Source organism: Mesorhizobium sp. M0001 (assembly GCF_040324255.1).
GTDB lineage: Bacteria > Pseudomonadota > Alphaproteobacteria > Rhizobiales > Rhizobiaceae > Mesorhizobium.
Genome location: NZ_JAMYVS010000004.1, coordinates 400,482 through 425,799, shown reverse-complemented (window position 1 = coordinate 425,799; position 25,318 = coordinate 400,482). Strand labels below are relative to the sequence as shown.

Below are 25,318 nucleotides of genomic sequence, written 5' to 3'. Positions count from 1 at the left end.
AAAATGGCACTCCGGTTGATTTTTCACGCGAGTTATGGTCGTTCTCCCGCCCATGAAAAAACTATTCCTTGCGGCGCTGGCCTCGGTGACGCTGGCCTGGCCCGCCCACGCGATGGACGCCGCCCTGCGCGCCGGCCTGCTGAAACTCGACCCGGAGACCCGGCTGGAGCAGAGATGCGACGCCGAAGTGCTCGACCGCATCAGCCATGACGACCACAAGTACAAGGCAGACCGCGTCGTCGCCTACGCCTTCGCGACGCCGGAAATGAAGGCCGATGCCATCCGCAGCCCGGGCGCTGCCTTCCGCAGCAAGGGGCAGTGGTACCGGCTGAAGTTCAAATGCGAGACGGCGCCTGACCATATGGAGGTCCTGCAGTTCCGTTACCGCATCGGCGACGAGATTCCGGAAGCCGACTGGGCGAAGTACAATCTCTACGACTGAATTCGCTGCGACCAGAATTCTCTCTGGCAGAACGACCTTCCCTATTCCCGTGGCTTTCAGCGTCGGCCGTTGGAGCGGTTCAGCTTTTTATAGAGCGCTGACCCACTCTAACTCTTTGTTTTTGCATGATTCCGGACGGAAAACCGCTACGCACTTTTCCTGGAATTGCGCCGGCAGTCTCTTGACGCGCGGGAACCATACACGTTAGGGCGTCGGCATATCCGACGACGAACACGCCGATACAGCAAGGGGCTCCGGTCGATGGACATTTTCAGCGCTGCAAGCATGACGGCCCTCCTCCAGGTCATCGCCATCGATCTGGTGCTTGCCGGCGACAATGCCATCGTCATCGGCCTTGCCGCCGCCGGCCTGCCGGTCGAGCAGCGCAAGAAAGCCATCCTGATCGGCGTGTTGGCGGCGACTGTGCTGCGCATCCTGTTTGCCGCCGTCACCGTCAAGCTTCTTGCCATTGTCGGCCTGCTGCTGGCCGGCGGCATCCTTTTGTTGTGGGTGTGCTGGAAGATGTGGCGCGAGCTGCGGACGTCGCATGCCGACGAGTTCGAGGCGACCGAGGCGCTCTCCGATTCCGACCTCAACAGCGACAGAACGGTAGGTGGCAAGGCGCCGCGCAAGACGCTCGGCCAGGCGGCCCTGCAGATCGTCGTCGCCGATGTTTCGATGTCGCTGGACAATGTGCTGGCGGTCGCCGGTGCGGCGCGCGATCATTTTCCGGTGCTTGTCATAGGCCTGGTGCTGTCGATCGCCTTGATGGGCTTGGCCGCGAGCTTCATTGCCAAGCTGCTGCACCGCCACCGCTGGATCGCTTATGTCGGCCTGCTGATCATTCTCTACGTCGCGATCGATATGGTCTATCGCGGCGTTGTCGAGGTCTGGCCGCATGTCAGTCCTGTGGTGAGCTGACTCTGCCGGTCCTACAGCTTCTGTATATTACGGGTATCTGCCGGAGGCAGTGGTCGCGTTCGCCGCAGCCGCTGCCCATACCAATGCCGCAATAAGTGTGGTACTGGCCGCCGATCCCGAAAAACCCGGAATGTTTCTCATGTCTGCGCCTCGCGTCAGTTTCGTCAGCCTTGGATGCCCGAAGGCGCTTGTGGATTCCGAGCGCATCATCACGCGCCTGCGCGCCGAAGGCTATGAGATCGCGCGCAAGCATGACGGCGCCGACCTTGTCGTCGTCAACACCTGCGGCTTTCTCGATTCGGCCCGCGACGAATCGCTCAACGCCATTGGTTCGGCGCTTTCGGAAAACGGCCGGGTGATCGTCACCGGCTGCCTCGGCGCCGAGCCGGACGTCATACGAGAGAAACACCCCAACGTCCTCGCCATCACCGGCCCGCAGGCCTATGAGAGCGTGATGGCCGCGGTGCATGAGGCGGCGCCGCCCAGCCACGATCCCTATATCGACCTTCTGCCGCCGCAAGGCGTCAAGCTGACGCCGCGCCACTACGCCTATCTCAAGATTTCCGAAGGCTGCAACAACCGCTGCACCTTCTGCATCATTCCGGCACTGCGCGGCGACCTCGTCTCGCGCCCGGCGGCCGATGTGCTGCGCGAGGCCGAGAAGCTGGCCAAGGCCGGCGTCAAGGAACTGCTGGTCATCTCGCAGGACACCAGCGCCTACGGCATCGACATCAAGTACCAGACGTCGATGTTCGGCGACCGCGAAGTGCGGGCGAAATTCCTCGACCTTTCGGAGGAGCTGGGCAAGCTCGGCATCTGGGTACGCATGCACTATGTCTACCCCTACCCGCATGTCGCCGATGTCATCCCGCTAATGGCGGATGGAAAAATCCTTCCCTATCTGGACATCCCCTTCCAGCACGCCTCGCCGCAGGTGCTGAAGAACATGCGCCGTCCAGCCCATGGCGAAAAGACGCTGGAGCGCATTCGCGGCTGGCGCGAGGTGTGCCCGGATCTGGCGATACGCTCGACCTTCATCGTCGGTTTCCCCGGCGAGACCGACGAGGATTTCGAGATGCTGCTCGACTGGCTGGACGAGGCCAGGATCGATCGCGCCGGCTGCTTTAAATACGAGCCGGTCCGCGGCGCCCGCTCCAACGATCTCGGCCTCGAACAGGTGCCGCAGGAGATCAAGGAAGCGCGCTGGCATCGCTTCATGCAGCGCCAGCAGAAGATCTCGGCGACGCAGCTGGCCAAGAAGGTCGGCAAGCGCCTGCCGGTGCTGATCGACGAGGCGCATGGCACGTCTGCCAAGGGCCGGACAAAATACGACGCGCCCGAGATCGACGGTTCGGTGCATATCCAGTCGCGCCGCCCGCTGCGCCAAGGCGACATCGTCACGGTCAAGATCGACCGCGCCGACGCCTACGACCTTTACGGCTCGGCGGTTTAGAAAATTACCAAAAAGGGCGCCTCCCGGCGCCCTCGGATTTTTGGCACAGCCCTCGGCGCGGTTTCGCAGTCGAAGCGTGCAGCCCGCGAAATGAAAAAGGGCGCCGCGCGGCGCCCCTTCTCCTTTGCGTTTCCGATATTTACTGCGGCAACTTGTCGTCGACGCCCTTCACATAGAAGTTCATGCCGAGCAGCGTGCCGTCGTCGGCGACTTCGCCGTCCTTGAGCCACGGCGTGCCGTCCTGCTTGGCGACCGGTCCGGTGAAGGGGTTCCAGCCATCTGCGATTTTCTTGGCGGTTGCCTCGGCCATCGCCTTCACATCGTCCGGCATGTTGGTGAAGGGCGCCAGCTTGACGGCGCCGTCCTTGATGCCGAGCCAGACATTGTCCGGCTTCCAGGTGCCGTCGAGCGCTGCCTGAACGCGGCTGATGTAGTACGGCCCCCATTCGTCCGTCAGCGAGGTCAGCTGCGCGTTCGGCGCGAACTTGATCATGTCGGAGGACTGGCCGAAGCCGTGCAGCTTGCGCTCTTCCGCCACCTGCAAGGCAGCGGTGGAATCGGTGTGCTGAACGATGATGTCGGCGCCCTGATCGAACAGTGCCTTGGCCGCGTCAGCTTCCTTGCCCGGATCGAACCAGGAGTTCACCCAGACGATCTTGGCCTTGAAGTTCGGGTTGACCGACTGCGCGCCGAGCATGAAGGAGTTGATACCCATCACCACTTCGGGGATCGGGAAGGAAACGATATAGCCGGCGACCCCTGCCTTCGATTCCTTGGCGGCGATCTGGCCGAGCACATAGCGGCCTTCATAGAAGCGCGCATTGTAGATGCCGAGATTGTCAGCGGTCTTGTAGCCGGTGGCGTGCTCGAACATCACTTTGGGGAACTTCTTGGCGACCTTCACTTCCGGGTCCATGAAGCCGAAAGAGGTGCCGAAGATGATCTTGCAGCCTTCGCGCGCCAGACGCTCGAAAGCGCGGTCGGCATCGGGACCTTCCGAGACGTTCTCGAGATAGGCGGTTTCGACCTTGTCGCCGAGCGCCTTTTCCACCTCGAGGCGGCCCTGGTCGTGCTGGTAGGAATAGCCGAAGTCGCCGATCGGGCCGGTGTAGACCCAGCATGCCTTCAACTTGTCGGCGGCCTGCGCGGACGCCGCCAGTGACATGGCGGCGGTCGTGGTCATCAACGCAATAAGCAGTTTTTTCATTGTGTTACCTCTCTGAGTTTAGCCTTGGAGCTTCCCGTTTGTTTTTGTTGTCAACGATCCGGAACGAATGGCTGCCCCAAGGAAGCCGGCGTGTTCATCATCGTCAGACGCTTGTTGCGCGAGATTAGAACGAGAACCACGACGGTTGCCAGATAGGGCAGAGAAGAAAGCAGCTGCGAAGGCACCGGAATGCCAAATGCCTGTGCATGAAGCTGGCCGATCCACACCGCGCCGAAGATGTAGGCGCCGGCGAGCACGCGCCACGGCCGCCAGGAGGCGAAGACGACCAGCGCCAGCGCGATCCAGCCGCGGCCCGCGCTCATGTTCTCCACCCATTGCGGCGTGTAGACCAGCGACAGATGGCCGCCGGCAAGGCCGGCGCAGGCGCCGCCGAAGATGACCGCGAGATAGCGGTAGCGGATGACCTTGATGCCGAGCGCATGCGCCGATGTGTGGCTGTCGCCGATCGAGCGCAGAGTGAGGCCGGTGCGGGTCTTGAACAGGAACCACATGACGGCCGCCGTCAGCGCGATCGAGATGTAGAAGATCGGGTCCTGGCCGAACAACAGCCTGCCGACCACGGGAATGTCGGTGAGCACCGGAACGTAGAGGTTTGGCAGCCGCTCGCCGGGCTGGCCGACGAAGCTGGTCCCCATCATGCCGGAAAGGCCGAGGCCGAGCAGCGTCAACGACAGGCCGGTCGCCACCTGATTGGTGGCGAGCGACAGCGTCATCACCGCAAACAGCAGCGAGAACACCGCGCCCATGGCAATTGCCGCCAACAGGCCCATCCAGGGCGATCCCGTGAGATAGCCGGCTCCGAAGCCGCCGACGGCGCCCATGATCATCATGCCTTCGACGCCGAGGTTGAGCACGCCGGAGCGCTCGACCACCAGTTCGCCGATGGCCGCTATTAAAAGCGGCGTCGCCGCCGTGGCGATGGTCAAAAGGATGTTGACGGCGATGTCCATCAGCGGGCTTCCTTCAACTTCGGCGCGGCTTCAAGCTTCGCCGCGCTTTTCGTCAGCGCCATGCCGACCAGACGGATGCGATAGTGGATGAGCGTGTCGCAGCCGAGCACGAAGAACAAAAGCATGCCCTGGAACACGCGTGCCACTTTGTCGGAAATGCCGAGCGCGCTCTGCACCGCCTCGCCGCCGAGATAGGTCAACGCCAGCACCAGGCCGGCGGCGACAATGCCGAGCGGATTGAGCCGGCCGAGGAACGCGACAATAATGGCGGTGAAGCCGTAGCCGGGCGAGATCACCGGCTGGAGCTGGCCGATGGCGCCGGAGACTTCCGAAATGCCGGCAAGCCCAGCCAGCGCGCCTGACAGCAGGAAGGCGAAGAACACCATGCGGTTGAGGCCGAAACCGGCGAAGCGCCCTGCCCTCGGGCTGGAGCCGAGCACGCGGACCTCAAAACCCTTGAGCAGGCGGCTCATCAGCACCCAGATCAGCACGGCTGCGATGAGAGCGAAGACAAAACCCCAATTTGCGCGGCCGGCATCCGGCATCAGTTCCGGCAGCACCGCCGAGTCGTTGAACTGGATCGTCTGCGGGAAGCCGTGGCCCTGCGGATCGCGCCAGGGACCGCGCACCAGCCAGTCGAGGAAAAGCTGGGCGACATAGACCAGCATCAGGCTGGTCAGGATTTCGTTGGTGCCGAAGCGCGTCTTTAAGAGAGCCGGGATTGCAGCGTAGGCGGCGCCGCCGACCATGCCGAACAACAGCATCAGCGGCAGCACCAGCGGGCCTTCGAACCCGGGAAACAGCACCGGAATGGCCGAGCCGAAAATGCCGCCGAGGATGAACTGTCCCTCGGCGCCGATGTTCCAGATGTTGGCCTTGTAGCAGACGGACAGGCCGACCGCGATCAGGATCAACGGCGCGGCCTTGATCGCCAGCTCATGCAGCTGCCAGACCTGGCTGATCGGCTCGATGAAGTAAATCCCGAAAGCAGTCAGCGGGTTGACGCCGAGCAGCGCGAACAGAACCGCGCCGGCGATGATCGTCAGAGCGAAGGCGATGAAAGGCGACAGCGCCGAAAACAGCATCGAGCGCTGTGGGCGTTTGACGAGTTCGAGGCGCATCATGCCGTCTCCAGACCATGTTCGGCGTGGCCGGGCTCGGCGCCGCCCATCAACAGGCCGATCTTCTCGAAAGTGGCCTCGGCGATCGGCAGCGGCTTCGACAATTCGCCATTGTGCATGACCGCGATCGCGTCCGAAATCTCGAACAGCTCATCGAGGTCCTGGCTGATGACCAGAACCGCCGAGCCACTGCGCGCCAGTTCGATCAGCGCCTGGCGGATATGAGCGGCGGCGCCGGCGTCGACGCCCCAGGTGGGTTGGTTGACGACCATGACGGCAGGGCTGCGGTCGAGTTCGCGACCGACGATGAATTTCTGCAGATTGCCGCCCGAAAGGGCCGCAGCTTCCGGATCGGGCGCGCTCTTGCGCACATCCATCGCCACGATGATGCGCTGGGCGGCGGCATAGACCGCACCGCTTTTGACGGCGCCGCCGACGCCGACAAAAACCTTGCCGTCGGTGGCGTGCCGCGACAGAAGCAGGTTTTCCGAAAGCTTCATGCGTGGCGCCGCGCCATGGCCGAGGCGTTCTTCCGGCACGAAGGCAGCGCCCATCAGCCGCCGGCCTGTGATCGAGAGCGAGCCGGCATCCTTGCCGCGGATGCGCACGGATGCGGCGTCCTGCTGCAGCACCTCGCCGGAGACGGATTCGAAGAACTCGCCCTGGCCGTTGCCGGCGACACCGGCAATGCCGATCACCTCGCCGGCGCGCACAGTGAGGTTGATATTCTTCAGCGGAATCGAAAACGGCGTTGCCGGCTTGCGGCTGAGGGCGCGGATTTCGAGCAGCGGCTGCGCGGTCTCGATGCCTTCGGCCGGCGCACGCACCACGGCCTTCACCTCGTTACCGACCATCATGCGGGCCAGCGACGAAGCCGTTTCCTCGCGCGGATTGCAATGGCCGACGACCTTGCCGTGACGCAGCACGGTGGCGCGGTCGCAAATGCGTTTGACCTCTTCCAGCCGGTGCGAAATGTAGAGGATGGATTTGCCCTCGGAGCGCAGGCGCTCCAGCGTCTCGAACAGCTTGTCGGCTTCCTGCGGCGTCAGCACCGAGGTCGGCTCGTCGAGGATGATGAGCTGCGGCGTCTGCAACAGGCAGCGGATGATCTCGATGCGCTGGCGTTCGCCGACCGAGAGATCGCCGACCAGCGAGTCCGGATCGAGCGGCAGGCCATAGCTGAAGGAAAGCGCCCTCGCCTTGGCCGCGATCGAGCTGATCGGTGAGCCGTCATCCAGAGACAGAGCGATATTCTCGGCCGCGGTCAGCGCCTCGAACAGCGAAAAGTGCTGAAACACCATGCCGATGCCGAGCTTCTTCGCCATGCCCGGACTGGTGATCCGCACCGCTTCGCCGTTCCAGAATATCTCGCCGGAATTGGGCTCCAGCGAGCCGAACAGCATCTTGACCAGCGTCGACTTGCCGGCGCCGTTTTCGCCAAGCAGCGCGTGGATCTCGCCCTTGGCGATGTTGAGGTCGATATGATCGCACGCCGTCAGCGTGCCGAATATCTTGGTCAGGCCACGAACCTCAAGCAGGTTCGCTCCATCATGATCTGCACTCACAGTGCCTCCCATCCGGTTCCCGGACATGTTCTGTGTTCCCGCCAGCATGGTATGCGCTGGCCGCTCTCGTGCGAAAGCAGCACCCACCTTGAAAGAGCTTCAAGAATTTCAGCGGAAACTCAAGGGGTAAAGACCGACCTGCTTCGTACAACAGACCGATCGCCCGGTTTTTCGTGCAAACAGTGCCTGGCGTCGCGGCAAAACGCTGAAAGCAAGGCAGATCAGGGGATCAGTATGGTCGTGCCCGTGGTCTTGCGCCCTTCGAGATCGGCTTGCGCCTTGCCGGCGTCCTTCAGAGCATAACGCTGGTTGATCTTGATCTCGACCGCACCGCTCAACACCACGTCGAACAATGCCGCGGCGGAGACTTCGAGGTCTTCACGCTTGGCGTTGTAGACGAACAAAGTCGGCCTGGTAGCGAACAGCGAGCCCTTCTGCGCCAGCAGCGACATCGAAAATGGCGGGATCGGTCCAGAGGACTGACCGAAAGAGACGAACATGCCGAGCGGCTTCAGACAGTCGAGCGAGGCCGGGAATGTGTCGTTGCCGACCGAATCGTAGACGACGTCACATTTCTTGCCGTCGGTTATGGCGGCGACGCCGGCGACGAAATCCTGCTCCTTGTAGTTGATGACATGGCCGAAGCCATGCGCCTTGGCGAGCTCGATCTTATCGGTTGAGCTTGCCGTGCCGATCACGGTGGCGCCGAGATGTTTTGCCCATTGTCCCAGGATCAGCCCGACGCCGCCGGCGGCGGCATGGAACAGGATGGTGTCGCCTGCCTTCACCTTGAAGGTCCGGCGCAACAGATACTCCGCCGTCATGCCTTTAAGCATCATGCCGGCGGCCTGTTCGTCGCTGATGCGGTCCGGCACCTTGACGACGCGGTCGGCGGCGACGACGCGCTGTTCGGCATAGGCGCCGACGTTGACGGCATAGGCGATGCGGTCGCCCGGCTTCAGCCAGTCGATGCCTGCACCGACCTCGAGAACCACACCTGCCGCCTCGCCGCCGGGGATCAGCGGGAAGCCGCCGGGCGGCGGATAGAGGCCGATGCGGTGATAGACATCGATGAAATTGAGGCCGATCGCGGTGTGCCTGACCAGGATCTGCCCGGCGCCGGGTTGTCCCGGATCGGCGTCTTCATAGGTCAGGACTTCCGGACCGCCATGGGCGTGGATACGGACTGCTTTGGACATTGTGGGCTTTCCTGCGGTCAGGCTTTCTTAGTGTCCGGCTTGGCGCCGAGTTTGGGGAAGAACTGCATGATACCGCCGATGCAGGCGAGGTAAAGTCCGGTGATGGTGATGCCGACCTTGGTAAAGACGCTGACCTGTTCGCCCAAAACGCCGATCTGGTCGTAGAAGGCGGCAAGGGCCGCCTGCGCCAGCGCCAGCGCACCGAAAGCACACCAGAGCAGCGTCATGCCAAGATTAATTGGCCGCAGCCGCACCACCCGCACGGGGTGAATGAAGTTGATCGGCACGAAGGTGAGGATGCCGGCCGCCACGACGACGCCGAAGGACACCCACTGTCCCGGCTCGATGACGAACAGCGTGAACACGACCATGTTCCAGACGACCGGAAAGCCTTTGAAGAAGTTCTCCTTCGTCTTCATTCCGGTGTCGGCATAATAGATGGCGCTGGACACCACGATGATGGCCGCCGACAGGAACGACAGCCCTTCGCCCATGAAGCCGCGCTGGTAGAGTGCGAAGGCCGGGATCAGCACGTAGGTGACATAGTCGATGATGTTGTCGAGGAGTTCGCCCGACCAGGTCGGCAAAATCTCCTTGACCTCGAGCTTGCGGGCGATCGGCCCGTCTATGCCGTCGACGAACAGCGCCAGCCCCAGCCACCAGAACATCGCCGTCCAGCGTTGCTCGCTTGCCGCCACCAGCGACAGGAAGGCCAGGAACGAGCCAGACGCGGTCAACAGATGCACCGAGAATGCCCGCGCCTGCGGCCAGGTGACCTTTTTCTTCGGCCTCGGAATCCGGTCGGTGATCTTTTTGGCGGCGTTTCTGGCCGTTGTGTTCTTGCTCACGGGCCCCGCCAATCCAGTTTGCAGATTTCGGCCGAGCGGCCGGCAAAGTTCCAGTTGCGGCCGAAAGCCCGCATCTTGCTCTTGTCGGACCTGGCCACGATGATCTCCGGCGCGATCCAGTATTCCGAGTTGCCGATCACGGTATCCTTCTCGCGATCCTTGCCGGGAATCGGTGTGACCGCCCCGTCGATGATCTTCGGTATCTGGAAAATGCGGGTCTTGTCACGCGTCTCGTAGGTGATCGGCACCTGCTCGACACCGAGGAACTTGCCGACAAGGATCGACAACAGCGAGGTTGTTCCGCCGGCCTTCCCGGTGAAGATCCTGGTCAGCGCTTTCACCGCGTAGACGGAGGCGCGCTTGTCGATGAACAGGCCTGCGGTCCAGTTGCCGCGGCTCATAAAGCCGGGGATTTCCATGACCAGACCGAGATTGAGGCCGGACAGGTCGACCTCGCCGAAATGGCCTGCGTCGATGCGGAAGCCCGCCCAGGTCTGACAATAACCCTCCGTCGGCGGATGGCTGCCAAGCGACAGCACGCAAGGACAAAAAACCGTGCAATTGCAGGAGAGTACGAGCTCTCCTTTCATTGCCCAGCCTTGCTCTGCCATGGAATTCTCCCCCGTCATGCCGAGACTACTAGCAGGGCGACTACCCAGACAAGCAGTATCGCACCGGCCACTCGGGTTGGAAGGCTGCCGGTGGTCTGTTTTTCGATCAAGGTGAACAGGCCGATCAGCGCCATCCAGAACACGTTCATCGCGCCGACGGCAAACATCACCAGGATCAGCGCCCAGCAGCAGCCGAGGCACCACAGGCCCTGCTTCAGCCCTAGCCGGAAGATGCCACCCGGCTCCGCGCTCCAGTTGGAAAACAGTGTCGAGAACGGGTTCCGGCATTTTGTCAGGCAGGCCTGCTTGAGGCTGCTGAACTGGTAGAGGCCGGCAACCAGCAGCGCGGCCGCCGCGGCAAGGCCGCTCACCGGATCGAGCAATCGAGCGGAGGACGTAAATGCGTGGACGAGCAACGTCAGCACCGCGAAGCCGATAGAGGCGACAAGCCATGTCGAGAGGTAGCCGGCAGCCAGGACCAGCGGATGGGCCACCGGCTCGCCCTTGATGCGGGCGGTGTCGGCGATTTCACAATAGGTACGGATCATCGGCGCCGCCGACGGCAGCATCGTCGCCACGGCCATCAAAAACCACATCACGATCAGCGCCAGAACCGGTGCGCCGCCGGCATCAAGTGGTGCGGGCGTCAGGCACATGCCGAAGAAGCGGTCGAGGACATCCGGCAGCGGCAGTTGCGGCAGATATCGCAGGACCACATGGCCTGGTACGCCGGGGAGCCGGGCTTCGGCGCCGCGGATCGCCATGGCGCCGAGAATGAACCAGGCGAGCAGAATGCCGCCGGCGATGGCGATGTTGACCGTCAGGCGGGGGCTGCGGGCCAGGCTTGCCGTGGCGCGGCCGGCGCGGTCGAGATGGCTGAAATCGTCCTGCTGGCCGGTCATGACAACCGAATGAGCCTAATCGCCGCGTTGATCAAGCCGCATGGTCTGACCTATATCCATGGGTAGACACCTGCATCGCAAACTGGAAGTCCAATTTGGATCATCGCGAGACAGCACGGATACTGGTAGCCGGCAGCGGCCCTGCCGGACTGATCGCGGCGCTCGGTTTCGCCGAGGCGGGCTTTCCGGTAACCCTGGTCGGACCCGAAGCAGGCGGGCCCGATGGCCGGACCACGGCGCTGATGAACCCTGCTCTCAAGGTTCTCAATCGGCTGGGCGTGCTGGCCGAACTTGCGCCGAAGGCCGCGCCGCTGAAGGTGATGCGCATCGTTGATGCGACCAGCCGGCTGATCCGCAGCCCGGTGGTGACTTTTCGCGCCATGGAGATCGGCGAGGAGCAGTTCGGGCTCAACCTGCCCAACAGTGCGCTGAACCCGACGCTGGCCAAGTCCGTCGCGGCCCATCCCGGCATCGAATGGCTGACGTCGATGGTCGAGAGTTGGCGTCTGGACGCCGATCAGGCGCATGCCGTCTTGACTGATGGTCGCGAAGTCTCGGCCGCGCTTGCGGTCGCTGCCGATGGGCGCCTGTCGCCGGCGCGCGAGGCGGCAGGCATAGTGGCCTCGGTGCGATCCTACCGCCAAGCGGCGCTGGTGCTGAATTTCGGCCATCGCAGCGAACACGGCTTCACCTCGACCGAGTTCCACACAGAGACCGGGCCGTTCACCCAGGTGCCGCTGCCCGGCAACCGCTCCAGCCTCGTCTGGGTGGTGAAACCGGAGGCGGCGAAGGACCTCGCCGCACTCGATGACGCGACGCTTTCCGAGCGTGTCGAGCAGCAGATGCAGTCGATGCTGGGCCGGGTGTCGGTCGAGCCCGGCCGACAAATTTACCCGCTTTCAGCGGCATCACCGGGGCGCTTCGCGCAAAACCGTGTGGCGCTGGTCGGCGAGGCTGCACATGTGTTCCCGCCGATCGGGGCCCAAGGTCTAAACCTCGGCATCAGGGACGTCGAGGATCTGATTGGAATCGCACGCGAAAATCGCGGCGACCCTGGCGCCGCAAGGGCTTTGGCCGCCTATGATTCCAGGCGCCGTCCCGACATTCTGGCGCGTTCGGGCGCGGTCAACCTGCTTAACATGTCGTTGCTGTCGGACATGTTGCCGGCGCAGATGGCACGCAGCGCCGGCCTCAATGTGCTCGGCAGTTTCGCGCCGCTGCGCGCCTTTTTCATGCGCGAAGGCTTGAGGCCGGGCAGCGGCTTTGCGGCGCTTACCGGCGGTTCAGGGAAACAGGTCCGGCGGTAAGATGCCGTGGCGGATCATGTAGAGCAGCCCGGTCACCGTCAGCACCGAGAGGCAGGTGGTGATCAGCACGCTGGCCGACGCGCGTTGCACCCAGACGCCATATTGCTGGGCGATGACGAAGACGTTGGTTGCGGTCGGTAATGCCGCCAAAAGCACGGCTGAAAAAACCCAGATTTCGGAAAAGTTCCCGATCCAGCTCAGCACGACGTAGCAGAGCGATGGATGCAGGATCAGCTTCAGCGCCGCGATCGACGCCAACTCATGCGGCACGCGGTTGAGGGGCCGGAGCGCAAGCGTCACGCCCATGGCAAACAGGGCGCAAGGGGCGGCCGCCCGAGACAGATATTCGAGCAGGCGATCGACCGGCTGCGGTGGGTGAAAGCCGAGATAGGCGGCGCCGACGCCAAGCGCGGTCGCGATGATGAACGGGTGCAGGACGATTTTCCTGACTACGCCGAGGATGAGCCGCCACGGCGATGTCTTGTCGTCGCCCGACAGCGCCATCATCATCGGCGCGATGGCGAAATGCATGATATTTTCGAAGCAGAAGATCAGCGCAACGGGGACCGCCGCTTGTTCGCCGAAGGCGAGCAGCGCCAGCCCCGGCCCCATATAGCCGATATTGCCGTAGGCCGCGGCCAGCGCCTTGATCGTCGACTGGGCTATCTCGCCGCGCGACGCCGTCACCGACCAGACGAACATGATCGAGAAGATCGTGTAGGTGGAAAACACCGAGCCGAAGATGAAACGCCATTCGGTCAACTGTTCGAACGGCGTGCGGGCCAGCAATTGGAAGAACAGGGCAGGAAGCGCGACATAGACGATGAAGGTGTTCATCCAGCCAAGCGCTTCCAGCGGCTGCCTGGTGATGCGCGCGACCAGAAAGCCGATGAAAATCAGCCCGAAGAACGGAAGAACAAGACCGACAATGTCAGACATTTTTGCCCTGGCCCGAAACCCCGGGACCGGGCTAGCCCGTAGCTTCATCGGGCGTCAAGCGCTTCGGCATTGAACTGACACGCTTTCTGCGCCAAATAAAGCCTGATCCCAGACCTAAGTCGGGCTCGATTTTTGGCCACGGTGTGTGTAAATTCAAAGTCTTAGAGCGCTCTTCGCACATTCGAGGGGACGCCGGGCGCTCTAGAGGCTTAGTGGTGAGTATGATGAAAACGGCCAAATTTTCGATCGGACAGGTGGTTCGTCATCGGCTGTTTCCGTTCCGCGGCATCATTTTCGATGTCGATCCGCAATTTGCCAACACCGACGAATGGTACGAAGCCATCCCGGCCGACGTGCGGCCGCGCAAGGACCAGCCGTTCTATCACCTGCTCGCCGAGAATTCGGAAACCGAATACATCGCCTATGTCTCCGAGCAGAACCTGCTCGAGGATCAATCGGGCGAACCGGTCCGGCATCCACAGATCGGCGAGATGTTCGACAAGCGGCCCGACGGACGCTATGAGCCAAAACGCCAGTCGAGACACTGACATCACCTTGCATCGACGTGACGACAACAAAAAAGCGGGGCATGACCCCGCTTTTTGTCGCTCCGGTATCTGTCCCGGCGATTAGTTGGCGGCTTTGGCCTTGGCCTGCTCGTCCTTGAGCTTCTTGGCGAAGTCCTGGTTGTTCTTGACGACGAAATCCTGAAGTTTTTTCTGCCGATCCTCGATGTCCGACTGCTGCAGCGGCGCGCCGTCAAAGGCGCCGCTGAAGCCGGTCAAGGCAACCTTGATTGGATTTGGCTGACTCTGGAAGTTGATCGAGGTCAGCGTGATCGCCTGTCCCTTCTTGAAGGACGCGACGAGCGCGTCGGTCAGCGGCACTTCGGCAACGCAACGGTCGGCGAAGCAAATGACATAATCCAGCTTCGTCGCCTTGCCGGCGTCTATCTGCAGGGCGATGCCGGGGGGCACCAGGCGACCTGGGGGAACCGTGACCTGGAAGACCTTGCGGTTTACCTTGCCCTTCAACTCGATCAGGCTGACCCCGGTGACGAACTGGCCGTTGCCGGCAGTAATGATGTTCTGGACATTGCAGATGTCGACATCTTCCTGCTTGGTGCAGGCCTTGAACCAACCCTGCGGAATCTGTTGCTGTGCCGAAGCGGTGGGAAGTCCGGCGCCCAGAAAGCCGACCACGCCTGCGGCCAGGACCGAAAGGCGGTATGCGTTGCTCAGGCTCGTCATGTCGTGCATTTCCTCTCAAATGATCCCGGGACCGGCTTCTTCGCGCCGTGTGGTCCTGCTACCTGTTGCCGAATTGAGGCAACAGAATGACTTCGGAGCGCGTGTTACACTGCATGAGCAGCCGAATCCAGCCCGCCGCCTGCAATTCTTGGCCTCGCAATTTGGGTCGTGCGATTTGGGTTGATGTATCTGGCCGGAGCGCCGCAGCGCCATGTTAGGGTGCACTCCGAATCATCAAGCCGCCCAGTAAGGAGACGGTCATGGGCCGCATTCTTGTTTGGCTGATCGCCGCAATTTCGTTCTTCGCCTTTGCACCCGGCGTGGCGATGTCGGAACCGAAACATGCCATCGCCATGCAGGGCGAGCCGGCGCTGCCAGCCGACTACCAGCATTTCGACTACGTCAATCCCGATGCGCCCAAGGGCGGCAACATCACTTACTGCGTCGTCGGCAGCTTCGACAATCTGAACCCGTTCATCCTGAAGAGCCTGCGCACCACGGCGCGCGGCATGCAGGACCTCATTTTCGGCAATCTCGTCTTCGAGCCGTTGATGATGCGCAACTACGACGAGGCCTTCAGCCTCTATGGCCTGCTCGCAGACACAGCCGATATGGATCCCGAGCGCAAGTGGATCGAGTTCCATCTCAACCCAAATGCAAAGTGGTCCGATGGCGACCCGGTGACGCCGGATGACGTGCTGTTCACCTACGATGTCTTCACCGACAAGGGCCGCCCGCCCTACAGGGATCGCATGAGCCTGATCGCCAAGCTCGAAAAGACCGGCGATCACAGCGTGCGCTTCACCTTCAACGACAAGGCCAATCGCGAGACCCCCTTGATCATCGCGCTGACGCCGATCATCCCAAAGCACGCCTTCAACAAGGATACCTTCGACAAGACGACGTTGAAGCCGGTGATCGGCAGCGGTCCCTACATCATCGACAAGGTGCAGCCGGGACAGCGCATCGTGTTCAAGCGCAACCCGAATTACTGGGGCAAGGACATCCCTTCCAAGCGCGGCTTCGACAATTACGACCAGATCACCATCGAGTACTTCCTCAACGCCAATGCCAAGACGGAAGCGTTCAAGAAAGGCATCTGCGCCATTTACGATGAGGGCGATCCGGTCAAGCGCGAGCGCGATATCGATTTTCCCGCCTTTCATCGCGGCGAGGTGATCGCCGAGACCTTCGACACCGGCATACCGCCCGTGGTGACCGGCTTCCTGTTCAACACGCGACTGGAGAAGTTTTCCAATCCGGAGGTGCGGCGCGCGCTCGGCATGCTCTACGACTTCGAATGGGCTAACAAGAACCTGTTCGGCGGCAAGTACACGCGCACGATGAGCTACTGGCAGAATTCCGAACTTTCCGCGCTCGGCCATCCCGCCAGCGACAGGGAAAAGGCGCTGCTGGCGCCCTACCCCGGCCGCGTGCCGGCCGATGTCATGGACGGCAGCTGGCGCCCGCCGGTGAATGACGGCACCGGCCAGGACCGCAAGGTGATGAAGGTGGCGTTCGACCTGCTGAAGAGCCAGGGCTACGCCGTTAGGGATGGTGTCCTGCTGGACCCAAAGGGAATTCCCTTCGGTTTCGAGATCCTGACCGCCTCGCAGGACGAGGAACGCTTTGCCGCCATTTATCAGCGCTCGCTGGAAAAGATCGGCATCGCGGTGACCATCCGCAGCCTCGAAGCCGACCAGATCCAGTCGCGCAAGCAGCGTTTCGACTTTGAGGTTCTTGTCGGGTCGAGCGGGTTCAGCAACTCGCTGTCGCCCGGTATGGAGCAGAACCTTCGCTGGGGTTCTTCAGAGGCCAAAAGAGAAGGTTCATTCAATCTGGCCGGCGTCGCCGATCCGGCGGTCGACGCGGCGATCGACGCGATGCTGAGAGCACGGACCAAGGAAGACTATGTCGCCGCCGTGCGCGTGCTCGACCGATTGCTGATCTCCGGCAATTTCATGGTGCCGATGCAGTACAACGCGCAGCAATGGCTCGCTTACTGGAATTACCTGGATCATCCCAAAAAGACTCCCATATTCGGTTATCAATGGCCGACATGGTGGCGCAAGCCGAACTGAGCGTAGCCGAGATCATGCTCGGTAAAACGCTCGGCTGCAGGAGATCAAGATGAGCGATGACAATTCCATTTCCGTCGACGTGGTTTCCGACGTCGTCTGCCCCTGGTGCTTCGTCGGCCAGAAGCGGCTGGATAAAGCGATTGCCGCTGCCGGCGACGTTGAGGTTCATGTGCGCTGGCGGCCGTTCCAGCTCGACCCGACCATCCCGCCCGAGGGCAAGGACCGGCGCGAATACATGCTGGCCAAATTCGGCAGCGACGAGCGCATCCGCCAGATGCATGCCCGCATAGAGCCGCTCGGCGAAGCCGAAGGCATCGATTTCGCTTTCGACGCCATCAAGGTCGCCGCCAACACGCTGGACGCGCATCGTGTCATCCGCTGGGCCGGTGCCGCCGGTGAAGCCGTGCAGAACCGGCTCGTGCGCCGGCTGTTCCAACTGTATTTCGAGAAAGGCGGCAATATTGGCGACCACGCCGTGCTGATCGATGCCGCCCGCGAGGCCGGCATGGACGCTGCCGTGGTCGAAACGCTGTTGCCGACCGATGCCGACGTCGAGGAGGTGCGCACAGAAATCGCCACGGCATCGCGGATGGGGATCACCGGCGTGCCGTGTTTCCTGCTCGAAGGCAAATACGCCGTCATGGGCGCGCAGGACGCCGACACGCTGACTGATGCCATCCGCCAAGTCGCGGTCGCAAAGGCCAAGGGCGAACTGGAAAAGGCCGGCTAGAGCCTGTTCCATCCCGATGGAAATCGGGATGGGCTCTATCTCCTTGTTTGAGCATGATCTCTGGACAAAACGGTTTCCCGTTTGTCCGAGAAAACCGGCAACCACTTTTCGGGATCATGCTCGGGTTATTTCACCGTCACCTTGGCTTTGCTGAGGAAGAATCCGTGGCCGTTGCTGCCCGTGCAGGTCAGTCCCTTGGTTGACGACTGGCAGGTAAACGGCCCTTTGCTCCAGCTGCTTCCGTAAGCCAGCTTCGCCACATCGCTGCAGCAGCCCTGCTCGCCCGGATTCTTGATCAATGTCGCCGGGCCGTTCGGCCCAAGGATCACGGTGACGTAGCTGGGCTCGACGCGCGAACAGCTCAGTTCCGGACCGCCATCCTGTGGCTCGTAGGTGCTGGTGCCGCCCTTCGGCGTGTAGATGCAGCCGATGTTGCCGGACGGCGCATTGAACTCGATTTGCCCTTCGGCGCTTGCCGGAATGGTCTGGCTGCCGGCATGCGCAAGAGGCAGCCAGGCAAAGAGCGTCACGATTGCGGGAACGGCTGCGCTTGCAAGCATTGGGGAGCTTCCTTGTTGGGGACCGGACATGCATTGGTGCCGACAGTGCCCGGCAAGGTTCATTCCAGTGCGCTTGATTGTCAAACGGTGTTGAACTGCAGCTAAAAAGCGCGTGCCACCTCATGAACAGTCGCTTTACAGCAGCGACGATCTTGCGTGCCCAACCATGATGGCCGGTGAGATGATTCGGGCGGCCTGGGGCGATCATGGACGGCAATTTTTCGGGCGATCCGGTTAGCGCGCGGTGGGAAAACCGGCCGACGGGCAGGCCTTTTGGTCACAAAGCCGTGTATGAGCCTTCCCTCAGGGAATATATTCGCACATCTGAACGTTCTCGCAACACATTGAAATAAAGGACAAATTTGGCCCAAAGACGGCGATCTCGCAGCGCCAACTGTTGCCTCATGGCAACGGCGGGTGGGCTGCTTCACATCCGCCGGGATAAAATTCATAGAAAATGATCAATTGGTGTTACTATCCGTAACAAAACTAAAAAAGGTTTGGGCGGGATTGTGATTCGGGTCGACAGACCGCGACGTTCAATATCGGCACTTTGGAACCGCGACGCCCCCGTCGGGCCGTCGCCCCTGACGCCAGTATCGTCGATGCGGACCTTCTGGGGACTGATGCGGGCCTACTGGTTCTCGGACCGGTGGAGGGAGGCCTGGGCTCTCACCGTCGTCCTCGCACTCATCATAGCCCTGTCGAGCAAGGCCGACGTTTGGTTTACCGTGTTGGCGGGCGAACTGGCAGCCTCAATCGCTTTTTTTCACGACGCCGCGAATACCACGCCCCTTGAATCGGTGCTTACCAATGCCGGCCTGCTTGTGCTGCTGGTCGTGTTCAAGGACATGGGAATCATAGGCGCCTGCAAATTTGTATCGGCGACATTGCATCGCAAATGGCGCGCCTGGTTGAACGCGCGTTTCAATGCGGCGCTGCTCGATACCAACCATACGCACTACCACGCTCAGAATGGCTCGCCAGATGCGCCAGCGCCCGACAACATCGATCAGCGCGTGCAGGAATCCATCAAAGACATGGCGGGCGGCGCCATCGGGCTTGCCCAAGGTGTCTTCGGCGTCTTCACCTCACTTTATTTTGTCGGCGGCGCTTTGCTGGCGAATTCCGTGGAGGTAAAAGGCCTGGATGCCCTCGGCAGCTATGGCAGCGCCGTCCTCGCTCTCCTGGCGGTTGCCATCTACGTGCCGGTCAATACCTGGATCGCGATCAAACTCGGCGGAATGCTGGAGTGGCTCAACGTCAGGATGCAGAAGGCCGAAGGCACCTATCGCAGCGAACTGATCACCTTGTTGCGCCGCAGTTTCCATGTGTCGGCGTCGCAAGGCGAAGACGTGCAAAAGACGATACATGGACGGCTCTATCTCGATATCGATACCACCTGGTCGAAGCTCAACATCGTCAACACCCTCTATGCGGGATTCGAATCGGTCTATAATTTTGTCGGGGCCAAAGTTGTCGCCTACGGACCTGGTCTGGTGCCGTTCATCCACAACGGCGTCGACCTCAAGGGCTACATAACCGGTTCCGAGCAGGTCAACGCGCTGATCAGCAAATGTTCCTGGTTCATCCATGTCATGCCGAGTCTCGCCACGTTGCGGGCCAACAGCCAGCGCGTCATTGAGTTGGCGAACGCCATCGAAAACGTCCAGCAGCCGCAAGACTTCTACAGCCAGACCGGCCAGTCCGACTTCCACTATGCCAGCCAGAACCCCGTCTTCGGCCTGACCATCCAGAAGCTCGAACTGGCGCATCAGGGCGAGGACGCCACGCCATTCCTGAGTGCTGCCAATCTGCGCTTCCGGCGCGGCGAGTGGGCATTCCTCAAGGGCGAATCCGGCTGCGGCAAGACTTCACTGATCAAGGCGATCAACGGCCTGTGGCCCTATGGCCGCGGCACCATCGTCTTCCCTGACGGTGTGAAGAGTTTCTATGCCGCCCAGGAGGTCAAGCTGCAGCAGGTGTCGCTGAAGCAGCTGGTATCCCTGCCCGGCTCCGAGCAGGACTATGGCGATGCGCAAGTGGCGTCTGCCCTGCACAAGGCGGGCCTTGGCGACTTCATCGAACACATGGCCGATGAAAGCCGCGAGGGAAAGATCTGGGACCAGCTGCTGTCGGGCGGCCAGAAGCAGAAGCTGGTGGTGGCCCGCATCGTGCTGCAGCAACCGGGACTGCTGTTCCTCGACGAAGCGACCGGCGCGCTCGATCCCGATGGCAAGATTGCCTTCCATCAGGCGATCAAGGACAATTGTCCCGATGTCACGGTGATCAGCATCATGCACGAGGCGGTGGCGCCACGCTCGGCCTCGGGCGTAGAATTCTATCACAGCGTGGTCGCGATCGCCGACGGCGTCGCCACCAAGAGGCCGCTTGTTCCGAACCTGCCGCGCGAGCTCACCACCATCCTTACGCAGCCGCGGCCGGTCGAGGACAAATGGATGCGTTTTTCACGCCGGCTGAAGCAGAAATAGCAGCCACGCCGAAGCGCGTTCCGCCACTGGCGGCGGGGCACTCGCTCCCTCCCCCTTCAATAATCATCACAGTCTCGCGATTGGGCCGGCTCCCGGCTGTTTTCCGCCACTCCCGCGATTGACTCGCCAAGATGCGCTCCTATGTTGCGCCCGCTCGCTGAATTCCAACTCGAACCGCGAGCAGAAAGGTCACCGCGCCATGCCTGGCGACAGTAGTCGAACGCAACCGCCGTCCGCCTCGATGTGACCTCTAACGGCTCACGTCCCGCCGGACGGCAAGGAGTGAGCCATGAACGAATTTACCCCCGTCGTAGCGGGCGACGATGCCGTCGCTATCGCCCGTATCCTTGCCAATGATCACGTCGCCGATGTCGTCGAGGCCCTGAACCGGGAATCTCGCGATACCGCGATAGAACTGCTTTGCGAAATGCCGTTCGAGCGGCTCGTCGAGATCTTCGACCAGCCTGAACTCGACGGCGCCTCCGATCTGGCCGAGGCGCTGCCGCGCGCCAAGGCGTGCAAGCTCCTGACCGCCATGTCGGTCGACCGCGCCGCCGATATCCTGCGCGAACTGGACGAACCGGCGCGCTCCAGCTGCTCGGCGGGTTGGTCCCGCCGCTGCGGGCAACGCTGCTTTCCATTCTCGGTTATCCCGAAGGCAGCGCCGCCTCGATCATGACGACCGAATTCGTCAGCGTGCCGTCGGACTGGACCGTCGGGCGCACGCTCGACTACATCCGCAAGGTGGAGCGGACGCGGGAGACCGTCTACGCCATCTACATCGTCGATCCAGACACGCATGTGCTGGTGCGCTCGACCGGCCTGCGCCGGCTGATCACCGGCGAGCCGGACGATCCGATCCTGTCGGTGGCGCCGGATCGCGCGCCGGTGACGGTGACGCCGCTGACCGATTGCGAAACACTGGCGCAGACGATCTCCAAATACGACCTGCTCGCGGTTCCCGTCGTCGACCACGGCAAGATCCTCGGCATCGTCACCATCGACGACATCATCGACACCATGATCGAGGAGACGACCGAGGACGCGCATCGCTTCGGCGGCATGGAGGCGCTCGACGAGCCCTACATGAAGATGAGCTTTCTCGCCATGATCAAGAAGCGCGGCGGCTGGCTGTGCGCGCTGTTCATCTCGGAGATGCTGACCGCCAACGCCATGCAAAGCTATGAAGGCGAACTGGAGAAGGCGATCGTGCTCACCCTGTTCATCCCGCTGATCATGAGCTCGGGCGGCAATTCCGGTTCGCAGGCGACCTCGCTCGTCATTCGCGCGCTGGCGCTGCGCGAGATCGGCCTTCGCGACTGGTGGCGGGTGGCGTTGCGCGAATTGCCCACCGGCTTCGTGCTCGGCGCCATGCTTGGCGTGGTCGGCATCTGCCGCATCGCGCTCTGGCAATATATGGGCTTCTACGATTATGGGCCGCATTGGCCGCTGATCGCGGCGACCGTGGGGGCAGCACTCGTCGGCATCGTCACCTTCGGCTCGCTGTCGGGGTCGATGCTGCCGTTCGCGCTGAAACGGATCGGCTTCGATCCGGCGAGCGCCTCGGCGCCGTTCGTCGCCACGCTGGTCGATGTCACCGGCCTGGTGATCTATTTCTCGGTGGCGCTGGTCATCCTGCGCGGCACTTTGTTGTAATAAGCTTCAGGCGTCCCATCGCGGTGGCAACAGCGGCTGCGATGGGATGGGGGTATTCAAGATGGAGCGCGCGGGCATCAATCGACCCGCACGCCGTCCTTCACGCGGTAGGTCGGCTTGTACATGGTGACCAGTTCCTCCGCTGCCGTGGGGTGGACGGCCATGGTGCGGTCGAAATCATCCTTGGTGACGCCGGCCTTCAGCGGAATGCCGAGCAACTGCGCCATCTCGCCGGCGTCCGGCCCGAGGATGTGCGCGCCGAGCACTTTTCGCGTGGCGCCGTCGACCACCAGCTTCGTCAGCATCTTTTCGTCGCGGCCCGACAGCGTGTGCCGCATCGGCCGGAATGTGGCGCGGTAGATTTCGATATCGGAGTAGCGCTTGACGGCATCGTCCTCGGACAGCCCGACGGTGCCGATCTCCGGCTGTGAGAAGACGGCGGTCGGGATGGTGTCGTGGTCGGGCGCGGTCGGATTGCCCTTGAATGCGGTCTCGATGAAACACATGGCCTCGTGGATCGCCACAGGCGTCAACTGCACGCGGTTGGTGACGTCGCCGATCGCCCAGATGTTGTCGATGTTGGTGCGGGAAAATTCGTCGACAACGATGGCGCCGGTTAAGCCGAGCTCGATGCCGACGCCTTCCAGGCCCATATTCTCGGTGTTGGGGAGGCGGCCGATGGCGAGCATGACCTGGTCGACGGTCAGCACCTTGCCGCCGGTGACCAACGCATCCAGCCTGCCGTCCGGCCGTTTGCGGACCCATTCCGACACGGCGTGGCAGAGGATCTTGATCCCCTTCTTTTCCATGGTTTCGTGCAACATGTGCCGCAGGTCCATGTCGAAGCGTGACAGTATCTCCTTGCCGCGATAGACCAGCGTGGTGTCGACGCCCAAGCCGTGGAAGATATTGGCGAATTCGACGGCGATGTAGCCGCCGCCCTCGATCATGATCGCCTTCGGCAGTTGCTTGAGGTCGAAAACCTCATTGGAAAAGATGCAATGCTCGTGACCGGGCAGCGCCGGGTGCGGCGCCGGCCGGCCGCCGGTGGCGATCAGGATCTGGTCGGCGGTGACGGTGCGGTCATCGCCCAGGAGATGCACGACATGCGGGTCGACCAGCATGGCGCGCGAGTGGAACGTCTCGCCGCCGGCGCCTTTCACGTTCTTTTCGTAGATCGCTTCCAGACGGGCGATCTCGCGGTCCTTGTTGGCGACCAGCGTCGGCCAGTCGAAGCTCGCCTCCGGCACCGTCCAGCCATAGCCGGCGGCGTCGGCAAAATGCTCGGGAAATTGCGAGGCATAGACATAGAGTTTTTTCGGCACGCAGCCACGCATGACGCAGGTGCCGCCATAGCGGTATTCCTCGGCGATGCCGACACGCTTGCCGAGCGCTGCCGCCACGCGCGCCGCCCTCACCCCGCCGGAGCCGCCGCCGATGACGAAGAGATCGTAGTCGTAACCGGCCATGCTGCTGTTCCTTGCCCCAAGAAATGTTTGAGACAGGTAGGCTGCATGAAGCCAAAAGAAAAGCCCGGTTTCCACCGGGCTTTCTGGTCCAGCGGCAAGGATGCCGGTGGCGAAATCAGACGTCTTAGTTCTTCGGCGCTTCCGGCTGGTCACCGTCTGCGGGCGCATCGCCGTCGGCAGGTGCAGCGCCATCGGCGGGGGCAGTTGCGCTATCCGGCGCAGGCGCGGCCGGAGCAGCGGCCTTCGCGGCGGCTGCCAGCGTTTCGCCGACCTGCTGGGCGAGATCGCGCGCCAGGCCGTTCTGCCAGATGTCGGCGGCCTTCACCAGTTCGCGCGTCACGTTGGGGCCGTTGTCGAGCAGCTTCTTGCCGGCATCGGAATTGTAGAAGGCGGCGATGTCGGTGAGATCCTTCTCGGAGAACACCTTGGCATAGGCGAGCGCTGCTTCCTTCTCCAGATCGGCACGGCGCGAGGCCAGCGCCAGTGCCTTTTCGCTGACGGTCTTGCCGATCAGCTCCTGCATATCAGGGTTCTTCTGGATGAGCTGCTGCTCGAGCGAGGCCGCCGCTTGCGGCAGGATGTTGTCGAACGAGTCGGTCGCGTGGATTGCCGTGACCGCCGCCCGTGCCGCCTTCAGATGCGATTCCGTGATCTCCTGCGAGAACGCCGGGGAAGAGAAGGCGAAAACGGCCGAAGCCGCCAGAACGGCGCAAAGATTGCGAACCCGGTTATGCAACATCATGATCGGTAGAACTCCCTGGTTTTCGGGCGGCATGGACTGTTTGGATGCCGTCGCCGCCGGCGATGATGGCCGCTGACGCCAGCCCGATGAAAAGACCATGCTCGACCACACCAGGAATGGCATGGAGAGCATTAGAAAGCGCTCTTGTATCCGGAATGCGGCCAAAAGATGCATCGAGGATAAAATGGCCGCCGTCTGTAACAAAAGGCTGGCCCCCCGTCATCCTCAATGTAACCGGGCCGGAAAGGCCGAGACTTTTGGCCGCTGCCGCGACCGCGATTTCGGTCGCGCACAGGCCGAATTGGTTGACTTCGATCGGCAAGGGGAACCGGCCAAGGGTGTCGACCATCTTCGAGCGATCGGCAATGACGATCATGCGCTGAGATGCCGCCGCGACGATCTTCTCGCGCAGCAGCGCGCCGCCGCCGCCCTTGATCAGTGTCAGCGCCGCGTCGATCTCGTCGGCGCCGTCGACGGTAAGGTCGAGCTCGGGCGTTTCCTCAAGCGTCGACAGCGGCACGCCAAGTTCGCGGCAAAGGGCTGCGGTGCGCTCCGACGTCGGCACGCCGATGACGGACAAGCCGGTGGCGATCTTTTCGGCCAGCAGCCGCACGAATTCGTCGGCCGTCGTCCCGGTGCCGATGCCGATGCGCATGCCGTCGCTGACATGGGCAAGGGCTGCCCGCGCGGCCTCGACTTTCAACTGCCTCGCATCCATGCTCGCCCCAGGGGTTTGGCTTGGTTCTGATTTTTCTGGATGCGCGCTCCTAGCACTTTTGCCCGCAGGGTCAAAGACTTTGGCTCGCACCGGCTTGCCTGAAAGAAGCGCAGCCGCTATCGCCTGCCTGCAAT

Annotated in this window: 22 protein-coding genes and 1 pseudogene; 9 read left to right on the top strand and 14 right to left on the bottom strand. The window is 62.2% G+C overall.

What is annotated here, in order from left to right; all coding sequences use genetic code 11:
- Nucleotides 1-34 precede the first annotated feature (34 nt).
- From NKK50_RS14890 to rimO, 3 genes are all read left to right on the top strand, one after another.
- Nucleotides 35-442, top strand: a complete 408-nt coding sequence (locus tag NKK50_RS14890; protein ID WP_032889884.1) for a DUF930 domain-containing protein — start codon at nt 35-37, stop codon at nt 440-442.
- Nucleotides 443-703: 261 nt separating this feature from the next.
- Nucleotides 704-1,363, top strand: a complete 660-nt coding sequence (locus NKK50_RS14885) for a TerC family protein (protein WP_023668959.1) — start codon at nt 704-706, stop codon at nt 1,361-1,363.
- 139 nt (nt 1,364-1,502) lie between these two features.
- A complete protein-coding gene (gene rimO / locus NKK50_RS14880; protein WP_023691314.1) occupies nt 1,503-2,816 on the top strand; it encodes a 30S ribosomal protein S12 methylthiotransferase RimO in 1,314 nt (437 codons plus the stop codon).
- Nucleotides 2,817-2,955: 139 nt separating this feature from the next.
- Here the strand turns inward: rimO and NKK50_RS14875 are convergent, their stop codons facing one another.
- The 8 genes from NKK50_RS14875 to NKK50_RS14840 all read right to left on the bottom strand — a co-directional run bounded on the left by NKK50_RS14875 (nt 2,956) and on the right by NKK50_RS14840 (nt 11,240).
- Nucleotides 2,956-4,023: a BMP family ABC transporter substrate-binding protein gene (locus NKK50_RS14875; RefSeq protein ID WP_023682527.1), complete on the bottom strand. Its 1,068-nt coding sequence runs from the start codon at nt 4,021-4,023 to the stop codon at nt 2,956-2,958.
- Nucleotides 4,024-4,073: 50 nt separating this feature from the next.
- Nucleotides 4,074-4,994, bottom strand: a complete 921-nt coding sequence (locus NKK50_RS14870; RefSeq protein ID WP_023682526.1) for an ABC transporter permease — start codon at nt 4,992-4,994, stop codon at nt 4,074-4,076.
- Nucleotides 4,994-6,118: an ABC transporter permease gene (locus NKK50_RS14865; protein ID WP_027050893.1), complete on the bottom strand. Its 1,125-nt coding sequence runs from the start codon at nt 6,116-6,118 to the stop codon at nt 4,994-4,996. The genes NKK50_RS14870 and NKK50_RS14865 overlap by 1 nt, the downstream gene beginning before the upstream one ends.
- Nucleotides 6,115-7,692 (bottom strand): ABC transporter ATP-binding protein, encoded by a 1,578-nt coding sequence (locus NKK50_RS14860; protein WP_023835086.1) that lies wholly within the window; start codon nt 7,690-7,692, stop codon nt 6,115-6,117. Before NKK50_RS14860 ends, NKK50_RS14865 begins: the two co-directional genes overlap by 4 nt.
- A gap of 209 nt (nt 7,693-7,901) precedes the next feature.
- Nucleotides 7,902-8,879: a quinone oxidoreductase family protein gene (locus tag NKK50_RS14855; protein WP_023745058.1), complete on the bottom strand. Its 978-nt coding sequence runs from the start codon at nt 8,877-8,879 to the stop codon at nt 7,902-7,904.
- 17 nt (nt 8,880-8,896) lie between these two features.
- Entirely contained in the window at nt 8,897-9,727 is an 831-nt protein-coding gene (gene pcsA, locus NKK50_RS14850; RefSeq protein ID WP_023668966.1) for a phosphatidylcholine synthase, read from the bottom strand.
- Nucleotides 9,724-10,338 (bottom strand): DUF1326 domain-containing protein, encoded by a 615-nt coding sequence (locus NKK50_RS14845; RefSeq protein WP_023835085.1) that lies wholly within the window; start codon nt 10,336-10,338, stop codon nt 9,724-9,726. Before NKK50_RS14845 ends, pcsA begins: the two co-directional genes overlap by 4 nt.
- Nucleotides 10,339-10,352: 14 nt before the next feature.
- Nucleotides 10,353-11,240, bottom strand: coding sequence for a DUF2182 domain-containing protein (locus NKK50_RS14840; RefSeq protein WP_352543599.1), 888 nt, complete (start codon nt 11,238-11,240; stop codon nt 10,353-10,355).
- A 95-nt stretch (nt 11,241-11,335) separates the two neighbouring features.
- Here NKK50_RS14840 and NKK50_RS14835 point away from each other — a divergent pair, with 95 nt between their 5' ends.
- A complete protein-coding gene (locus NKK50_RS14835; RefSeq protein WP_023835083.1) occupies nt 11,336-12,547 on the top strand; it encodes a UbiH/UbiF family hydroxylase in 1,212 nt (403 codons plus the stop codon).
- On the opposite strand, the gene NKK50_RS14830 is transcribed toward NKK50_RS14835, so the two are convergent.
- The gene (locus NKK50_RS14830; RefSeq protein ID WP_023691320.1) at nt 12,524-13,486 is read right to left on the bottom strand and encodes an AEC family transporter; all 963 of its coding nucleotides are present in this window, start codon (nt 13,484-13,486) and stop codon (nt 12,524-12,526) included. The genes NKK50_RS14835 and NKK50_RS14830 overlap by 24 nt on opposite strands.
- A gap of 224 nt (nt 13,487-13,710) precedes the next feature.
- Here NKK50_RS14830 and hspQ point away from each other — a divergent pair, with 224 nt between their 5' ends.
- Nucleotides 13,711-14,034 (top strand): heat shock protein HspQ, encoded by a 324-nt coding sequence (gene hspQ, locus NKK50_RS14825; RefSeq protein WP_023668971.1) that lies wholly within the window; start codon nt 13,711-13,713, stop codon nt 14,032-14,034.
- Between the two features lie 81 nt (nt 14,035-14,115).
- Here hspQ and NKK50_RS14820 read toward each other — a convergent pair whose 3' ends face one another.
- Complete coding sequence (locus tag NKK50_RS14820; RefSeq protein ID WP_023835082.1) at nt 14,116-14,736, bottom strand: invasion associated locus B family protein; 621 nt, start codon at nt 14,734-14,736, stop codon at nt 14,116-14,118.
- A 260-nt stretch (nt 14,737-14,996) separates the two neighbouring features.
- On the opposite strand from NKK50_RS14820, the gene NKK50_RS14815 reads away from it, so the two are divergent.
- Together NKK50_RS14815 and NKK50_RS14810 are read left to right on the top strand one after the other, a co-directional pair.
- Nucleotides 14,997-16,817, top strand: a complete 1,821-nt coding sequence (locus tag NKK50_RS14815) for an extracellular solute-binding protein (protein WP_023835081.1) — start codon at nt 14,997-14,999, stop codon at nt 16,815-16,817.
- Between the two features lie 49 nt (nt 16,818-16,866).
- A complete protein-coding gene (locus NKK50_RS14810) occupies nt 16,867-17,547 on the top strand; it encodes a DsbA family oxidoreductase (RefSeq protein ID WP_023835080.1) in 681 nt (226 codons plus the stop codon).
- 125 nt (nt 17,548-17,672) lie between these two features.
- Here the strand turns inward: NKK50_RS14810 and NKK50_RS14805 are convergent, their stop codons facing one another.
- Complete coding sequence (locus NKK50_RS14805) at nt 17,673-18,107, bottom strand: hypothetical protein (RefSeq protein ID WP_023750697.1); 435 nt, start codon at nt 18,105-18,107, stop codon at nt 17,673-17,675.
- 605 nt (nt 18,108-18,712) lie between these two features.
- Between NKK50_RS14805 and NKK50_RS14800 the strand changes: the two genes are divergently transcribed.
- Nucleotides 18,713-20,599 (top strand): ABC transporter ATP-binding protein/permease, encoded by a 1,887-nt coding sequence (locus NKK50_RS14800; RefSeq protein ID WP_023835079.1) that lies wholly within the window; start codon nt 18,713-18,715, stop codon nt 20,597-20,599.
- A 289-nt stretch (nt 20,600-20,888) separates the two neighbouring features.
- Nucleotides 20,889-22,255, top strand: a pseudogene (gene mgtE / locus NKK50_RS14795) (magnesium transporter).
- A gap of 77 nt (nt 22,256-22,332) precedes the next feature.
- Here the strand turns inward: mgtE and gor are convergent.
- From gor to rpiA, 3 genes are all read right to left on the bottom strand, one after another.
- A complete protein-coding gene (gene gor / locus NKK50_RS14790) occupies nt 22,333-23,724 on the bottom strand; it encodes a glutathione-disulfide reductase (protein ID WP_352543598.1) in 1,392 nt (463 codons plus the stop codon).
- Nucleotides 23,725-23,848: 124 nt separating this feature from the next.
- Nucleotides 23,849-24,466: a DUF2059 domain-containing protein gene (locus NKK50_RS14785; protein ID WP_023835078.1), complete on the bottom strand. Its 618-nt coding sequence runs from the start codon at nt 24,464-24,466 to the stop codon at nt 23,849-23,851.
- Nucleotides 24,453-25,184 carry a ribose-5-phosphate isomerase RpiA gene (rpiA, locus tag NKK50_RS14780; RefSeq protein WP_023820739.1) on the bottom strand — a complete coding sequence of 244 codons (732 nt, stop codon included), beginning with the start codon at nt 25,182-25,184 and terminating at the stop codon, nt 24,453-24,455. Before rpiA ends, NKK50_RS14785 begins: the two co-directional genes overlap by 14 nt.
- Between the last annotated feature and the right edge of the window lie 134 nt (nt 25,185-25,318).

What these genes read in the sequence shown, in the direction of transcription:
- NKK50_RS14860 (WP_023835086.1), bottom strand. Translation starts at nt 7,692, where the DNA reads ATGGGAGGCACTGTGAGTGCAGATCATGATGGAGCGAACCTGCTTGAG.
- NKK50_RS14815 (WP_023835081.1), top strand. Translation starts at nt 14,997, where the DNA reads ATGGGCCGCATTCTTGTTTGGCTGATCGCCGCAATTTCGTTCTTCGCC.
- NKK50_RS14865 (WP_027050893.1), bottom strand. Translation starts at nt 6,118, where the DNA reads ATGATGCGCCTCGAACTCGTCAAACGCCCACAGCGCTCGATGCTGTTT.
- NKK50_RS14845 (WP_023835085.1), bottom strand. Translation starts at nt 10,338, where the DNA reads ATGGCAGAGCAAGGCTGGGCAATGAAAGGAGAGCTCGTACTCTCCTGC.
- rpiA (WP_023820739.1), bottom strand. Translation starts at nt 25,184, where the DNA reads ATGGATGCGAGGCAGTTGAAAGTCGAGGCCGCGCGGGCAGCCCTTGCC.
- NKK50_RS14890 (WP_032889884.1), top strand. Translation starts at nt 35, where the DNA reads ATGGTCGTTCTCCCGCCCATGAAAAAACTATTCCTTGCGGCGCTGGCC.
- NKK50_RS14840 (WP_352543599.1), bottom strand. Translation starts at nt 11,240, where the DNA reads ATGACCGGCCAGCAGGACGATTTCAGCCATCTCGACCGCGCCGGCCGC.
- NKK50_RS14820 (WP_023835082.1), bottom strand. Translation starts at nt 14,736, where the DNA reads ATGACGAGCCTGAGCAACGCATACCGCCTTTCGGTCCTGGCCGCAGGC.
- NKK50_RS14805 (WP_023750697.1), bottom strand. Translation starts at nt 18,107, where the DNA reads ATGCTTGCAAGCGCAGCCGTTCCCGCAATCGTGACGCTCTTTGCCTGG.
- NKK50_RS14785 (WP_023835078.1), bottom strand. Translation starts at nt 24,466, where the DNA reads ATGATGTTGCATAACCGGGTTCGCAATCTTTGCGCCGTTCTGGCGGCT.
- NKK50_RS14870 (WP_023682526.1), bottom strand. Translation starts at nt 4,994, where the DNA reads ATGGACATCGCCGTCAACATCCTTTTGACCATCGCCACGGCGGCGACG.
- NKK50_RS14855 (WP_023745058.1), bottom strand. Translation starts at nt 8,879, where the DNA reads ATGTCCAAAGCAGTCCGTATCCACGCCCATGGCGGTCCGGAAGTCCTG.
- rimO (WP_023691314.1), top strand. Translation starts at nt 1,503, where the DNA reads ATGTCTGCGCCTCGCGTCAGTTTCGTCAGCCTTGGATGCCCGAAGGCG.
- NKK50_RS14875 (WP_023682527.1), bottom strand. Translation starts at nt 4,023, where the DNA reads ATGAAAAAACTGCTTATTGCGTTGATGACCACGACCGCCGCCATGTCA.
- NKK50_RS14830 (WP_023691320.1), bottom strand. Translation starts at nt 13,486, where the DNA reads ATGTCTGACATTGTCGGTCTTGTTCTTCCGTTCTTCGGGCTGATTTTC.
- gor (WP_352543598.1), bottom strand. Translation starts at nt 23,724, where the DNA reads ATGGCCGGTTACGACTACGATCTCTTCGTCATCGGCGGCGGCTCCGGC.
- NKK50_RS14800 (WP_023835079.1), top strand. Translation starts at nt 18,713, where the DNA reads ATGCGGACCTTCTGGGGACTGATGCGGGCCTACTGGTTCTCGGACCGG.
- NKK50_RS14885 (WP_023668959.1), top strand. Translation starts at nt 704, where the DNA reads ATGGACATTTTCAGCGCTGCAAGCATGACGGCCCTCCTCCAGGTCATC.
- NKK50_RS14810 (WP_023835080.1), top strand. Translation starts at nt 16,867, where the DNA reads ATGAGCGATGACAATTCCATTTCCGTCGACGTGGTTTCCGACGTCGTC.
- hspQ (WP_023668971.1), top strand. Translation starts at nt 13,711, where the DNA reads ATGAAAACGGCCAAATTTTCGATCGGACAGGTGGTTCGTCATCGGCTG.